The sequence below is a fragment of the Streptomyces sp. NPDC048424 genome (assembly GCF_040651555.1).
In the GTDB taxonomy this organism is placed as follows: Bacteria; Actinomycetota; Actinomycetes; order Streptomycetales; family Streptomycetaceae; genus Streptomyces.
Map to the genome: position 1 here is coordinate 217,622 of NZ_JBEZKE010000009.1, position 14,295 is coordinate 231,916.

General features: G+C 71.5%; 13 protein-coding genes. 5 read left to right on the forward strand and 8 right to left on the reverse strand.

Going from position 1 to position 14,295, the window contains the following annotated elements; all coding sequences use genetic code 11:
* Positions 1–323: 323 nt before the first annotated feature.
* The gene (locus AB0D29_RS15910; RefSeq protein ID WP_362854609.1) at positions 324–833 is read right to left on the reverse strand and encodes a hypothetical protein; all 510 of its coding nucleotides are present in this window, start codon (positions 831–833) and stop codon (positions 324–326) included.
* Positions 834–1,579: 746 nt separating this feature from the next.
* Here AB0D29_RS15910 and AB0D29_RS15915 point away from each other — a divergent pair.
* Together AB0D29_RS15915 and AB0D29_RS15920 are read left to right on the forward strand one after the other, a co-directional pair.
* Positions 1,580–2,044 (forward strand): hypothetical protein, encoded by a 465-nt coding sequence (locus AB0D29_RS15915; RefSeq protein ID WP_362854611.1) that lies wholly within the window; start codon positions 1,580–1,582, stop codon positions 2,042–2,044.
* 34 nt (positions 2,045–2,078) lie between these two features.
* Positions 2,079–2,255, forward strand: coding sequence for a hypothetical protein (locus AB0D29_RS15920; protein WP_157854805.1), 177 nt, complete (start codon positions 2,079–2,081; stop codon positions 2,253–2,255).
* 823 nt (positions 2,256–3,078) lie between these two features.
* Here AB0D29_RS15920 and AB0D29_RS15925 read toward each other — a convergent pair.
* From AB0D29_RS15925 to AB0D29_RS15940, 4 genes are all read right to left on the reverse strand, one after another.
* Positions 3,079–3,930, reverse strand: a complete 852-nt coding sequence (locus AB0D29_RS15925; RefSeq protein ID WP_362854613.1) for a nuclease-related domain-containing protein — start codon at positions 3,928–3,930, stop codon at positions 3,079–3,081.
* A gap of 76 nt (positions 3,931–4,006) precedes the next feature.
* A complete protein-coding gene (locus AB0D29_RS15930; protein WP_362854614.1) occupies positions 4,007–5,644 on the reverse strand; it encodes a hypothetical protein in 1,638 nt (545 codons plus the stop codon).
* 94 nt (positions 5,645–5,738) lie between these two features.
* A complete protein-coding gene (locus AB0D29_RS15935; RefSeq protein ID WP_362854615.1) occupies positions 5,739–6,131 on the reverse strand; it encodes a hypothetical protein in 393 nt (130 codons plus the stop codon).
* The gene (locus AB0D29_RS15940; RefSeq protein WP_362854617.1) at positions 6,128–8,503 is read right to left on the reverse strand and encodes an AAA family ATPase; all 2,376 of its coding nucleotides are present in this window, start codon (positions 8,501–8,503) and stop codon (positions 6,128–6,130) included. The genes AB0D29_RS15935 and AB0D29_RS15940 overlap by 4 nt, the downstream gene beginning before the upstream one ends.
* Before the next feature lie 357 nt (positions 8,504–8,860).
* Here AB0D29_RS15940 and AB0D29_RS15945 point away from each other — a divergent pair, with 357 nt between their 5' ends.
* Together AB0D29_RS15945 and AB0D29_RS15950 are read left to right on the forward strand one after the other, a co-directional pair.
* Positions 8,861–9,844 carry an XdhC family protein gene (locus AB0D29_RS15945; RefSeq protein WP_362854618.1) on the forward strand — a complete coding sequence of 328 codons (984 nt, stop codon included), beginning with the start codon at positions 8,861–8,863 and terminating at the stop codon, positions 9,842–9,844.
* A gap of 117 nt (positions 9,845–9,961) precedes the next feature.
* Entirely contained in the window at positions 9,962–10,357 is a 396-nt protein-coding gene (locus AB0D29_RS15950) for a DUF6479 family protein (RefSeq protein WP_362854620.1), read from the forward strand.
* Between the two features lie 79 nt (positions 10,358–10,436).
* On the opposite strand, the gene AB0D29_RS15955 is transcribed toward AB0D29_RS15950, so the two are convergent.
* Together AB0D29_RS15955 and ligD are read right to left on the reverse strand one after the other, a co-directional pair.
* Entirely contained in the window at positions 10,437–11,339 is a 903-nt protein-coding gene (locus tag AB0D29_RS15955; RefSeq protein ID WP_362854719.1) for an ATP-dependent DNA ligase, read from the reverse strand.
* Complete coding sequence (ligD, locus tag AB0D29_RS15960; protein ID WP_362854622.1) at positions 11,339–12,235, reverse strand: non-homologous end-joining DNA ligase; 897 nt, start codon at positions 12,233–12,235, stop codon at positions 11,339–11,341. The genes AB0D29_RS15955 and ligD overlap by 1 nt, the downstream gene beginning before the upstream one ends.
* A 31-nt stretch (positions 12,236–12,266) precedes the next feature.
* Between ligD and AB0D29_RS15965 the strand changes: the two genes are divergently transcribed.
* Positions 12,267–13,373 carry a Ku protein gene (locus AB0D29_RS15965; RefSeq protein ID WP_362854623.1) on the forward strand — a complete coding sequence of 369 codons (1,107 nt, stop codon included), beginning with the start codon at positions 12,267–12,269 and terminating at the stop codon, positions 13,371–13,373.
* A gap of 88 nt (positions 13,374–13,461) precedes the next feature.
* Here AB0D29_RS15965 and AB0D29_RS15970 read toward each other — a convergent pair whose 3' ends face one another.
* Entirely contained in the window at positions 13,462–14,265 is an 804-nt protein-coding gene (locus AB0D29_RS15970) for a nuclease-related domain-containing protein (protein ID WP_362854625.1), read from the reverse strand.
* Positions 14,266–14,295 lie beyond the last annotated feature (30 nt).

Consider the following 14,295-nt stretch of genomic DNA (forward strand, 5'->3'; position numbering starts at 1 on the left):
AATCGAATTCGCGGTCGACTGTTGGACCTGGGGGATGATATAACGAGAGGGCGCTATCGCTTCACCGGAGTTACCGTGAAGAATATGCAACGCTGCGCCGATCAAATTAGGTCGGCCATGGGAGCCAGTAACGCATTTCGCGGCGTGCCGGTTAAGAATGGAATTGAGGATTACCTCCGGAGGATCCACGACTAACGGTCGCTGCGGACACGAGGATGCACAGCAACGTGGTACCGCAACCACAATGACTACCCCCGTCCGGCAGCGCCCCTTTGGAGCCTCGTAGCGGCCGGTATGACCGTTGCTGACCGGTCTGGCTAGAGCTACGGATCAGAAGGTTCCCGAACCGGTCGCCAGCTGGGTGGCCAGGGTGCTTCCTGCAGGTCCGTCATCTCAGCGACCTGCAGGCTCCTCCTTGCGTGCTGATAGAAATCGGCCCGTGCAGCCCTGTAGTCGCTGAAGGCGTTGGCCCAAGTGGCGGTGTCTCCCGGCATTCTCCCGCGGGCCAACCACTCAAGGTGCCAGAGGCTGCGGTTGAGCGCTCGTACCGCATCAGCTGTACGAGCATCGGCCAGCAGGCTCATGGGTTCCACCATGGCTGATCGTCGGCGCTCGGCGGTTGCTGCTTGTTCCAATACGTCATTGGTCGACTCAAGGGGCGCCGGATGGTCTGTCAGGTTGCGGCCAGCGGCCAGTCGCAGGTAGTAGCTGGAGCATTCCTTCACTGCATGGCCATAGTCGCTGTACGCCTGAAGCAGGCGCTCGTCCCAACGCGTTGCCTGCTGCCGGCGCCACCGACTTCTCTCAGTCAGCGCTCCAGCGGCGTAGGACATGACGCCACCAACAACCACCCCGACAAGCGCGGGTAGTTGGTCCGCGAGTCCACTCACTTGCCCCCCAGCCCCCAGCTACTCAGCACTCATACCCATTCTCAGACTGCCAACCTTCATGGACACGGATCCGATGTTCGTCGGGCCGCCTGCGGGCTGATACCTCGTGGTGAGCGACTCCTTTGCATGTCTAAGTGCGCGACAACGCCGACGGACAGCGGCGGACAAGCTCGGACGCCTGTGGACCATCGCACCAGCTGAGAGCCACACCGCCCCCTGGTCGAGCGCCCGCCCTGGATCCTTCGGGAGGAAGAGGTCGCGCGCCAAGGCGGGCGGCCAGATCACCCAAGCGCAAGCGCCCTCCCGGGCCGTGGTGGGGCCGTGGGAGGGCGCTCGTTGGTGACCAACGTTGACAACTGGTGGCGGCTCAGCCGCTGGTCAGCGTGTTGGTTGGTTGCTCAGCCGCAGGTCAGGCCGGCGGGGCGTCAGTTGTGGCTGCACAGGGCCTCGCCTCACCGTGAGGTAGGCGTAGGCGCTCGCGATGCGGGAGCAGGTTAGTCGCAGAACCCCCACGCCGAGGCTCCTTGCGCTGGCATGCTGGCAGGTCCGAGTATCGGACTGCAGCCCCAGGGGGACGTGTGATCGTAAAACGGAGCATCGTCGGCGGCGAAGAGCCTGACGAGTAAGAGCATCACCTGACCCAAAAGCTCAACATCCCGCTCGACTGGCCGGAAGATAGCCGGCTCACCGTGCGCAACGTCGCCGATGCTGTTACATGCGACACCGCGTATAGCCGTGCTGCCAACGGTCACTTAATAGACCTGTTCGCCGCCCTCCCACTGCCGGGAACTGCAGAAGGTCAAGACTTCTGGAAGCGCATCAGGGACGCGGGGGGCCAAGCCGCCTGGAACATCATCCCGGCCAACATGGGCGGCCCCTTCTTCGACCGCATTCGTGGTGGCAACGAAGGTGGCATCGCCTCCCGAGTCCTGCACTTCCTCAAGGAACTGTCGCCATCACAGCGCATCGATGTGGCCGAGGTCATCGGCTCGGCCCTTGAGACCGACACCATTGGTGTGAGTGGCCGCTACGGGGGCGAGCTATGGCTACGAGACGCAGAGATGAGCGCATGCCGCGTGGCGCTGGCTAGTAGGCGGGAGTTTGAGACGTCCCAGGACCGCAAGCGATTCTTCGAAGCATGGCGCAACGCCTGAACACCCGGCGTACCCCCGACGGCCGGGGGGCGAGATGACGCAGCCGCTGTGCGGAGCGGCGACGCAGGATGGTCGCCGCTGCCGGAACAAGGCGATCACCGGAAGCGGGCAATGCTCAAAGCATCAAGGGGCCTGGACCGCCTACGGTGTGGCGCAGCGAAAGAAGAAGGAAGCTGAAGCAAAGATGCGGAAGCTGCGGAAGAAGAAGTGAGCTCGCGCGGCCTATTCGTGGACCGCTGGGACTCTGTATGACCCCGCTAGGCTTCTGACCGGCTGAAACGCCTTAGCCGCACGGGGCCTCCGGAGCCGTGTGGGCAGGTTCGAATCCTGCCGGGGGCACTTCGCAGGAAGTGCCCAAAGACCCCGCCGTCAGCGCCTCAGCTGAGACGGGGTCTTCGCGTATGCGCGGCCAACTGCCGTGCTGTGCAGGCGTATGACCGTGCTGTGGCCCCGGGGGGATCTCGTGGATGTGAATACGCTCGCCGTCGCGCTCATAGGGGTCGGGGGGACGCTGGGGGCACTTTGGGTGGGGCGGTGCTCAGTCAGCGGGCCGGGCGGGCGCAGGCTGCGGAGCAGAACCGGCGGGGCGACCGCGAGCGTGAGGAGGGGCGCGCCGGCAGGCGTTCGAGGCCAAGCTCGAGCTCTATGCCCGGCTGAACACCGCGGCTCGTGCCTACCGGGTCGAAGCCGTCGAGGGCGGTGAGAGCGTCGATCCGGCGCTTCTCGACGCCGCCAAGGAGGCCGGGGCCGAGCAGTACTCCCAGGCGCAGATGGCGCTGTCGAACGAGGTCCTGGACGTGGCCTCGGCTCTCAACAGGTCACTCGGAGTCGGGCAGTCCCCGGCTCGACGAGGCGTACCGGCGGGCCGAGGGGTGGTTCGCCGGGCCGCTGTCCGACGGCGTGTACCTCCTGCGGGTCACCCTGCGGCATGACCTCGGCGTCGAGGTCGAGCCCGACTTCGAGCAGTCCCGGACGCGGATGCTCGCCGCGGAGCGGGTCGGGCCGCCTGGGGAGCGACGCGCTGCCCGCCCCGGTCATGCGTCGAGCCACGCCCGTCGGTCTCGGGCGACGCCGTAGATCTGCTCGACTTGAGGTGTGCTGAACGCTCCCGAGAGAGGGGCCAGAGCGGAGACCTCGCGTTCCTGGTAGACGCGGATCGTGAGCTGCGTGGCGACGACGTCGAGCGTGAGGACGTCGACGAAGACCAGGACCGGTTCGACGGGTACGGCGAAGTCACAGTGCTCTTCGAGCACCTTCCGCGCGCGTTTCGCCTCCGACCGGCTCTTGATCCCGTACGGCTGGGCCTTGCCGCCGTTGATCTTCACCATGTCGTCCCCGACCCAGACGGTCTTCCGGGGGTGCCGCTTCGTGTTGATGGTGAAGACCCCGCCGGGGCCGATGAGCAGGTGGTCGATGTCGACCTGGCGCGGCAGGGGCACGGAGTGCAGGACGTGCCACCCCTGGCGGGTGAGCCGGTCCAGTTCCTCCCCGACCCGGCGCTCGCCGGTCAATCCGGTGCGCCACGCATCCCCGTCGCTCCCGCGCCGGAGCACCCGGGCGACCGCACGCCCCAGGAGGCCGGGCCCCGTCTCGCCGAGCCGCTCCCGCAACTGCTCACCGGGGCGGTTCGAAGCGAGGTCGTACTCCGGTGTCAGCGGAGGCAGGGTCGGCCCGGGGACGGCATCCGGAGCATCCTGAGCCTCCGGCGGAACGTAGGCCGACCGACGGGCCAGCGCGTCCAGGACGGCGTCCCCGTAGCCCGTGCGCAAGAACGTGACCTCTCCGGTCTTGCGGTCCGCCCACGCCACCGCCGTCCCGTCCGGCAGGTTCACGTACAGACGATCGTGCCCGTACCGCTTCCACGAAGTGACCCGCAACTCGTCCACCCGTCCCCCTGACGCTCACGGCGACCCTCAAGCCATGGCACCAGCGGACCCCCACCCCCGGCAAGGGCGCCGGGTGTCAGGTGAGGGTGTTGGTGAGGTGGGGGCCGATGTAGCCGACGAAGATGCCGTGGGTGGCGCAGGAGGCGTCGTGGTAGTGGAGGCGGGGGGCGACGGTGTTGCCGCCGCCGATCCTGATGTGCGCGCCCATGAAGACCTTGCGGGTGGGGTCGACGTAGTCCGGTACGGGGAAGGTGCGTTCCTTGCGCCAGTCGGGCTTGCTCTTCACCGACTTCGACTCGTCCCGGATGATCTTCCGGGGGGAGATGGCGTGCATGCCCTCGGGCACGTCCTCGCACCACTGCTTGAAGTCGCGGGAGGTGTCGCCGCCGGCCGCGGCGTCGGCGTAGTCGCGGAGCGCCAGCAGGGCGTCCCAGGTCATGCGGCCCCAGGACGAGCCGTACGCCTGGTCGTCGAGTTCGAGGGTGATCTTGCGGGAGCCGGTGAAGTGGACGCGGGGCATCTCGGCGATCCGGGCGAGGATCTCCGAGAAGGACGCCGGCTCCGCGGGTCCGGGCTCGACCGGCATGTACGCGGCCTCGCCGGCGTTGAGTACGAGGAGCCTCTTCTGGAGGGCCCGTACCTGGGCTTTGGCGCGCTGCAGGTCCCGGTACTGCTCGTCGTACTCGACCGTCAGCAGCGATTCACCCTGCCGTGCGCTCTGCAGTTCCTGCTTCAGGTCCCGGATCTCGTCGGCCCGGACCCGCTGCTCGCGCCCCGCCTCCTCCAGGATCTCGAAGAGGGCGTGGTTCTCGTCCTTCAGCCGCTCCAGGTCGGACGTCCCGACGGCTTCCTTGGTGCGGGTGCGCAGGAGGGGAACGGAGTCGAGGGCAGGCGGCAGCGGGGCGTGGGTCGCCAGGCTCTGCGGCAGCTGGGCGAGGAGGCGGCGGGCCCGCGCCGGGCTCTCGGTGACGGCCTTGCGGGACATCACGCGGTGGCGCTGCCCGTCGGCCGCCCAGGCCGGGTCCACTCCCGGCAGATAGGTGCGGATCCCGCCGGCGAAGACCTGGTGGTGCTCCAGGGCCCGGTTGAAGCGCGGCTCGGCCTCGGGCGTGAGGACGTAGAGGACGGCGAGGCCGGCCAGCGGGCGGACCAGCGGGTCCACGGTGCCTTCCAGCCACGCGTCGAAGTCCACGCCGTACGGGGTGCTGGCCACGACGACGGGCAGGCGCCGCCGCTCGTCGCACAGCTCGTCGATGACGGAGTCGACGTCGTCGACCTCGATGACCTGCGGCACCCGCGTCACGTCGGCGAGCCCGTCGCGCGCCTGGAGTACGTCGAGCAGGTTTCCGGCGAGCCGCGGGGTCTTGGCCGGTATGGGAAAGGCGTGGGGGTCGTCGGGAAGGTGCTCCACGTCCAGCTGGACCCAGGTCGGTCCGGCCCCGGCCTGCCGGATCACGACGGTCGTCTGCCAGGTCCCGTCCGGGGTGGTCTCCCGCAGCCGCCAGCGTCCGTACGTTCCCGACGCCCCGGTGGCGGAGTCGTGGTCGAGGGTCACGCCCCGGGCTATCTCGTTGCGCCCCTCGGCGAAGGCGTCGATGTCGTACTGCTTGGGCGGCTCCTTCAGCCAGTTGCGCAGCCGGTCGTCGACCTGGGCTCCGGTTCCGACGTAGTCGAGTCCGCTGGTGACGACCATGCGGTAGCGGCGGGTGTCCACGTGGTGCGTTCCCTTCCTTCCGTACAGACTGCGGTGCTGCCTGCGGTGCTGGCTGCGGTGCTGACTGCGGTGCTGACTGCGGTACTGGCTGCCGTCACGGCCCGGTGGGGGACGTACCGGACGGCATGGCCTGGAGGAGGTCCGTGACGGCCGCGTGCCAGGCCTTCACCTCGGCCGGGGTGGGCGGCAGTTCGTAGGTGTGGTGGTGGCAGGCGGCGCTGAGCGCGGACCGGACGGCGTACCACTGGCGGGCCGGCGAAGGGCTCACGTACCGGTCCAGGCAGAGCGCCTTGGTGCGGGGTGCGGCGTGGACCATGCCGGGGCTGACTCCGCGCCAGAAGTCGTCCATCGCCTCGTCCAGGGCTTGCTGCAGCAGAGCGGCCGCCGCGCGGGCGCGCAGTCCGGGCGTGAGCGGGGGCGTGGCGCCCGGCGGGGGCGCGATCAGCTGGTCGGCGGAGGCGACGAGTGCGCGGGCGGATCGGGTCACCGGGCCTGCACCGCCCTGGCGAGCCGTTCGGCGTCGCGGACCAGGTCCATGGGAGCACCGTTCGGGGTGGCGCCCGCGCTGCACCGCTCGATCAGGACGCGCGCCCACGGCCCGTGGTCCCGGGCGACCGCGGCGAGCACCTCGGCCGGTGCCATCGCGCTGTCGTAGAACGCGAGCGCGGCCAGCTCGGTGAGCTCGTACGTGGTGCCGATCCTCGCCTCGACCTCGAGGTGACCGTGGCCGGCGGCCCGCAGTCGGCGCCGCGCGGGATCCAGGTAGGCCGCTTCCAGGGCTGCACGGCACATCTGGGGCAGGACCCGGTCGGCGACGTCCTGCGGCACGTTGCGGTCGCCGGCCACGGCCCGGGCCTCGTCCAGCGCGAGGGAGACCGGATCATCCGTGCGGGTGACCCGTACGACGGAGCCGGTCTGACGGGAGACCTGCATGATCGTCGCGGGGGCGCGCAGTTGACGGATGGCCGCCTGGAGCCGGGTGTCGTGGGTGAAGACGACCACCTGGCGGCGTTGGGAACAGAAGTGGAGGACGCGGGCGAGTCCTTCGACCTTCTCCGGGTCCATGGACTGTACGGGGTCGTCGATCACCAGGAAGCCGAAGGGGCTGTCGGGGTGCGTGGCCCGCGGGAGGAACAGCGAGAGCGCGAGCGAGTGGAGTTCGCCCTGGCTCATCACTCCGAAGGCGGGCGCGTCGACGGCGTCCACGGAGGCTCCGAGCACGACCTTGCGCGCGGTCGCGGTGCCGGCGAGGCTGATCGAGCCGAGCGAGACGCTGCTGCGCTCGCACAGCAGCTTCCAGATGCCTTGCGACTGGTCGGCGAAGGGCCGGAGCCGTTCCTCGCGCAGCTCGTCGGTGACCTTCCTCAGCCACGCGCGGACGTCCTTGATCTGCTTGATGAGCGGCCGGGCGGCCTCCGCCGCCTCCGCGGCGCGCAGGCATTCGCCGAGGCGCAGGGCGAGGGGCTGCCACCGGCCGTCCTGCTCCGCGATCCGGTCCGCGGCCTCCTCGCTCTGCCGGCGGCACGCGTCGGCCATCGTGGCCGCCACGCGCTCGATCCGGTCGGCGAGTTCGCGCGGGTCGGCGACGTTCCGGCAGGCGGCCCACTCGTCCCAGAGCGGGGCGAGCGGCGAGGCATCGCCCCGGAGCCAGCCAGGAACCGGCTGTACGAGGTCCCGTACGGCCCGCACCGCGGCCGCCAGGTCCGTACGGGCGGTCTGCGCCTCGGCGGCCTCCCGCCGGAGCCGTTCGACCTGATCCCGGGCGCGCGCCGACCAGCCCTCGTCGAGGCGGCTTTCGGCGCCGCACACGGGGCAGTCGGCGGACTGCGGGTGGCGTTGGCGGTGGTCCAGGGCGCGCTCCAGCAGTTCGATCAGCTGCAGGGCGTCCTCGGCGGTGGTGAACCGCGCGTCCTCGGTCACGGCCGCGGCCTCCCGGAGCCGGGCGACCGCGCCCGCGACCTCGCGCGGGTCGGGGCCTTCGAGGCCGGCGAGGCGGCGCAGCCGGGCGAGTTCGGCGCCGTCCGTCGCGACCTGGCCCTTGAGCAGCGCGCGTAACCGCTCGAGGTCCGGTTGGCGTCCGCCGAGCGCCCCCACGGCCTCGGCGGCCCGCGGGTCGTCCGACTCCGACAGTTCGGCGGTCACGGCGCGGATCAGGTCACCGGCCCCCGTGACGGTGTCGGTGAGCTTCTTCGCGCGGGCCCGGGCCTCGGTGTCGGCGTCGCTGAGCAGGTCCAGGCCGAGGAGCTGCGCGAGCGCGTCGTGCAGGGCGCTCATCCGCCCGTTGATCATCGCGCCGAGCTCGCTGTACGAGAGGAACGGCCGGTAGAGGGAGAGGTCTTCGGCGTCGATCACCTCGCGGAGGTCCTGTTCGGACCCGTCGGGCCGGTGGACGACCGTGCGGGAGTCCTCCACGCCGCCCCCGTGCCAACTCCTGTGCACGGTCAGCGGATCGCCGGCGCCATCCGCACACAGCTGCACGGATACCTGCGGAGCGGTGTGGTCGTGCAGGTTGCGCCAGCCCTGCTTCCAGATCTGGGTCCGGTCCTGCCAGCGGAAGTTGTCTCCGGTGAGCACCATCTCGGCGGCCTCGGCGAAGCTCGACTTACCCGAACCGTTGCGGCCCGCGACGATGGTGAGGCCGGGGCCGGGTTCGAGGTCGAGCGTCGCGGCCGGTCCGATGCCGCGCCAGCCGGCGGCCGATATCGATCGCAGGTACAGCGGCCCGGCCCGCCCGGCGCTCCTGGCCCGCGCCTCGGGCAGCAGCCCGGCCACGAGCTGCCGCGCCGCGGGGGTCAGCCCGGACGCCGCGAGGCGGCCGAGTAACAGGTCGCGCAGGGAGGGGTGGGGCTGCTCGCTCACGGCGGCTCCTTGTCGGGGCACGGGGGCTGCACTGACCGATCTCGTACTGGCCGATCCGCACTGACCGATCCGCACTGACCGATCTCGTACTGATCGATCCGCACTGGCCGATCTCGTACGTGATCCACATTCCATGGTGCCCGAGTCCGTTGCCCCCAGGAGCCGGAACCGTCCAGCCTGTGCCCGCGGTCGCGTGCGTGCCGTTCCGGTGGTCTGTACGAGGGAGGTGGGGTGGGGTCTGTGGGTTTGGGGGGTGGGTAGGGATGGGGGGCGTGCTTAGGGTGGTTCTGAGCCCGCATTGTGCCGTTGACCTGGCGCTTTGCGGGGAGTGAGCTCGGAGTGGATGGGGCGGCACAGATGCGTGAGCTGGTGGAGACGGCGCGGCAGTGGGTGGCCGAGGGGCGGGCGGGGTATCTGGCCCGGCCCGTGACCGAGCAGGGGTTCGGGCCGCGGGATCCGGCCGGGGCCGTGCTCGTCGATGCGCGGGGGGAGTGCGTCGGCGCCCTGTACCGGGGGGTCTTCGACGCCGAGCTGGTCGCCGAGGCCGGGGCCATGCGGCCCGGGGACACCGCGCGGGTGTGCGAGGTGTCGGTGCGGCTGGCCGAGGCCGTGGAGGCGAAGCTGACCTGCGGCGGGCAGGCCGAGGTGCTGCTCCAGCCGCTGTCGGCGATCCCGGCCGAGTGGTGGGAGCTGCTCGGCGAGGGGGTCGGGGTGGCGCTGGTGACCCGGCTGAACGAGGCCGCCGACCGGGCCTCCAGTGAGGTCGTACGGGCCACCGACGTCCCGCATGACGACGCCGGGCGGCGCGCCGGCGAGCTGCTGGCCGTACGGCGGCCCGGGCGGGACGCGCTGTACGGGGAGTCCGGGCTGGTGCTGGTCGAGGCGCACCCGTCGGCCCCGTACGTGGTCATCGGCGGCAACGGCGAACTGGCCGAGATCATCGAGCGGCAGGCGCTGCTGCTGGGCTGGGAGGCCGCGCTGGTCACCGGCCGGGAGGAGGCCGCCAAGCTGATCGAGGCCCGCCGGGACGCGGCGTGCGTGGTCATGCTGAGTCACGACGAGGAGTTCGACGTGCCGACGCTACGGGTCGCGCTGGCCGCGGGGGTTCCGTACATCGGGGCGCTCGGGTCGCGGCGCACGACGGCGCGGCGGCGGGACGGGCTGGTCTCCGCGGGCGTGAGCGAGGCCCAGCTGGCCCGCGTGCACGGCCCGATCGGCCTGGACCTCGGGGCCCGTACGCCGGCGGAGACCGCGCTGGCGATCTGCGCCGAGATCCTGGGGGTGCTGGGGGCCCGCACGGCGGGTGCGCTGCGGGATTCCGACGGGCCCATCAACTCCTAGCCCTCCCAGTCCCCCGTCTTCCTCGTCGGCGTTCTCGTCGGCGTTCCGCCCCGGATGCCGCACAGCTCCCGGGACGGAAGTGCGCAGATCTGGGCGATGTGAGCGAAACTGGGCAGCATGGACACGATCCTGAGCGTGGACGCGATCCTCAGCCACATCGCGTGGTTCCTGTTCGTCGGACTGGTCGTCGTCGCCCTGCTGCTCGGCGGATTCAAGCTGGGTCAGCGGGTGCGGGCCAAGGAACCGCCGCCGCCCACCACCGCGGAACAGCCGAACCTGCCGAACGGCGGGGCGGTCTACGAGGTCCGCGAGGAGCGGGATCCGGTGGAGATCCCCGAGGGCGGCCTGAGGCCGCATGAGATGCAGGGCTACGGAAACTTCGGCTCCACGACCTCCACCCATCCGGACGAGGTCAGGAAGGAGCGCGAGTCCGGCTACGAGCTGCCCGAAGGCCCGGGCCCGCACCCGCAGCCGGGGTCTCCCCCGGACTCGGGACGCGGTGCGCACGCCTGACCTCCGGCGATCCGGCCGTCCGTTCATCCAGCCCCCCTCTGGCCCGTGCGCCCCGCGCGGGTCAGAGGTCTGACCGCAGTCAGAGGTCTGGCCGCAGCCGGAGCACTTCCGGCGGCGGGTGCCGGGTCGAGGTGTGCCGGACCTCCGCCGTGAGCGGCGGGTCGAGCGGCCGGAAGGGGACCTCCCCGAGGCCGATCGCCGTCACCGTGGCCGGAGCAGCGGCAGTTGACGCGGCATTCGCCGTCGCCGTGCGCGAGGCCAGTTCCGCGGCCACCTCCGCGCGCAGCGCCGCCGTCAGCGGGCTCGACACCAGCGGGGTCTCGTCCCCGACCGGCAGCACGAGCACCAGGGCGAGCGGCCGGCGCGGGGTCCCGGTGTAGCCGATCACCGCCGCGTCCCGGACGTCCGTGTGCCGGAGCTTCTGCCAGCCGCGCCGCCCGGCCGGGTAGGCCTGGTCCAGCCGCTTGACGACCAGTCCCTCGATACCGCTGGCCGGCAGGGTCTCGTACCAGGTGGCGGCCAGTTCCGGGTCGGTCGTCATCGGTACGGGCTGCAGCGGCGGCCCGAGCGGCAGGAGCAGGTCGACGAGGAGCGCCCGGCGGCGCTCGTACGGGCGTGCGCGCAGGTCGAGCCCGGCCAGTTCCAGTACGTCGAAGGCGGCGTACGAGGCCGGCAGGCTCTGGGCGAGTACGGCGGCCCGCGCGGCCGTGGCCGCCGCCCGCCGCTGGACGAGGGCGAAGTCCGTACGGCCGGCGTGCCAGACCACCACCTCCCCGTCGAGGACCGTCGCGGCGGGCAGGTGCAGCGCGGCCGCGGCCAGGTCGGGGAAGGCGCTGGTCACGATGCGGCCGGAACGCGCTTGGAGGACCACCTCCTCGGCCGTGCGCACGATCACCAGCCGGTGGCCGTCGAACTTCGGCTCGTACGCCAGCCCCGCCGCGCGCGGCAGGGTGCGTACGGCCGCGGCCAGCGCGACGCGGATCACGGCCGGTCACCGGGCAGTCGGCCGGCCCGGTCCGGGTCGGTCAGCGGGGCGAAGAGGTCCCCGTCGCGCTCCAGGCGCGGCGCGATGTCGTCGGCGAGGAAGACCAGGGCGGCGGGGGTCCGGCAGGCCTCGACCTCCTCCCAGGACACCGGCGCGGACACGGTCGGCCGGGCCCGCGCGCGCAGGGTGTAGGGAGCGGCGGTGGTCTTGGCGGCGGCGTTCTGGCTGTGGTCGACGAAGACCTTGCCGGGGCGCAGGGCCTTGGCCATGCGGTGCACCACCAGGTCGGGGAGCTCGCGCTCGGCCTCCTGGGCGAGCTGCTTCGCGTACGCCGACACCTGCGCGGACGGGGTCGGCTCCAGCGGCACGGCCAGGTGCATGCCCTTGGAGCCGGAGGTCTTGGCGTAGGCGTGCAGGCCGTCGGCGGCGAGCCGCTCGCGCAGCCACAGCGCGGCGGCGCAGCACTCGACGACGGTGGCGGGCGCGCCGGGGTCGAGGTCGAGCACCATCCGGTCGGCGACGGCGGGGCTGCCGGCGGGCCACTGGGGGGTGTGGAGCTCCACGACGAGGTTGGCGGCCCACATGAGGGAGGCCATGTCGGCGATGACCACCTGCTCGGCGGAGAGGTCGTCGGAGCGGGGCACGGGGGTGGTCTTCACCCAGTCGGGTGTGCCGGGCGGCGGATTCTTGGTGAAGAAGAGCTGGCCGTCGGGTCCGTCGGGATAGCGCAGGAAGGACATCGGCCGGTCGTGGACGTGGGCGAGGAGCGGGCCCGCGACGGTGGCGTAGTAGTGGAGCACCTCGCCCTTGGTGAAGCCGGTCTCCGGATAGAGGACCTTGTCGAGATTGCTGAGCGCGATGCGACGGCCCTCCACCATGGTGATCGGCGTCATACGATGAGACTGCCACGAAACAGGAGGAACCGTGCGATCCATATGGAACGGGGCGATCTCCTTCGGCTTGGTCAGCATTCCGATCAAGCTCGTGAACGCCACCGAGAGCCACTCGATCTCCTTCCGCCAGATCCACCTCGGCGACGGCGGACGGATCCGCTACCGCAAGGTGTGCGAGCTGGACGGCGAGGAGGTGTCGAGCGCCGAGATCGGCAAGGGGTACGAGGAGGCCGACGGGTCGGTCATCCCGATCACGGACGAGGACCTGGCGCAGCTGCCGCTGGCGACCGCGAAGACGATCGAGATCATGTCGTTCGTGCCCGCCGACGAGATCGATCCGTTGCAGATGGACGCGGCGTACTACCTCGCGGCGAACGGGGCGACGGCGGCCAAGCCGTACACGCTCCTGCGGGAGGCGCTGAAGCGGAGCCGGAAGGTCGCGATCGCCAAGTACGCGCTGAGGGGGCGGGAGCGGCTGGGCATGCTGCGGGTCGTCGACGACGTGATCGCGATGCACGGGTTGTTGTGGCCGGACGAGATCCGGGCGCCGGAAGGCGTGGCGCCGGAGGTCACGGTGTCGGTACGGGATGCCGAACTCGACCTGGCGGACGCGCTGATGGCGACGCTGGGCGAGGTGGAGATGGCCTCGCTGCACGACGACTACCGGGAGGCCGTGGAAGCCATGATCGCGGCGAAGGCGGGGGGCGGGTTCGAGCCGGTGGAGTCCGAGCGGGAGCCGGCCGGGGGCCAGGTCATCGACCTGATGGCGGCGCTGGAGAAGAGCGTGCGGGCGGCGAAGGCGTCTCGGGGGGAGGTGGAGGGGGATGCGGGTGCCGGTGCGGGTGCCGGTGCGGGTGCCGGTGCGGGTGCCGGGGGTGAGGTGACTCCTCTACGGCGCAAGGCGCGGGGTGCGGGTGCGGGCGCGGGTGCGGCTGCGCCGAAGGCGGTGGGCGGGAAGAAGTCGACGGCGGCTTCGGCGAAGAAGACTGCGGCGTCGGCGTCGGCCGCGACGAAGAAGAAGGCGACCACGGGCAAGTCGGCGGCCACGAAGTCCACTTCGGGTGCGGGTGCGGCCGCGAAGAAGACGGGGGCGGGGGCGAAGAAGGCGGCGACGCCTCGGAAGCGGTCCTCCGCCTGAGGGGGCGGGGGCTCCAGAACCTGGGGCTCCGCCCCGGACCCCGCGCCTCAAACGCCGGCGGGGCTGGAGTTCGCGGCGCGGCCGGGGGCTATGTGGAGGGGAGCCAGGTTCTTGTGTCGCGGGCCTGGGCGAAGAGGGTTTCGATTTCTGGGGGTTTGAGGGTGGTGGGGGATCCCGTGAGGTCCGAAGTGGCCGTCGGGGGATGGAGGATGCGGATGTCGCGGACCGTGGGGGCCTTGTCGATGCGGGAGGCGTCGACCAGGGCCAGGGCCGGGGTGACGCGGGCGGTGAGGGTCAGGGAGGCGCGGGCTGCCGCGCGGCGGAGCCAGCGGGGGTCCGGGCGGGGTTCCGTACGGCCCACCGTGAGCAGGAGGTCGCCGACCACCGCGCGCTGACGGCGGCCCGGGACCGTACGCACGCAGAAGATCCCGGCCGGGCCGATGAGCAGGTGGTCGATGCGGCCCAGACCCGGCAGCGGAACGCAGTGCAGGGTCCGCCATCCGTCCGGCTCCAGGGCGTCGAAGGCGTCGCCGATCCGCTGCTGCGCGGTGAGGTCCTGGCGCAGCCGGTGCCGGGCGCGGGTGCCCGCCGAGCCGTGTTCGAGGTCGCCCAGCAAGGTCTCGCCGGGGCGGTTCGGGGCCAGGTCCGCGTCCGGCGGGAGGGCGAGGCGCCGCAGGTCGGCCGCCGTGGGGACCGGGGGCGGGCCGATCGAGACGGTCCCGCTCAAGTAGGGGCGCAGCACCGCCAGGATCGCCTCGCGGTGGTCGTCCGCGAGGACGCTGATCCGGTTGGCCTGCCGGTCGTACCAGCCAACCGCCTGCCCGTCGGGCAGGTTGACGTACAGCCGGCCGCGGCCGGGCCGGCCGCTCGGCAGTACCTTGAGTCCGCGCATCGCCCTCACCCCCGCCGTCCATGGGAGCAG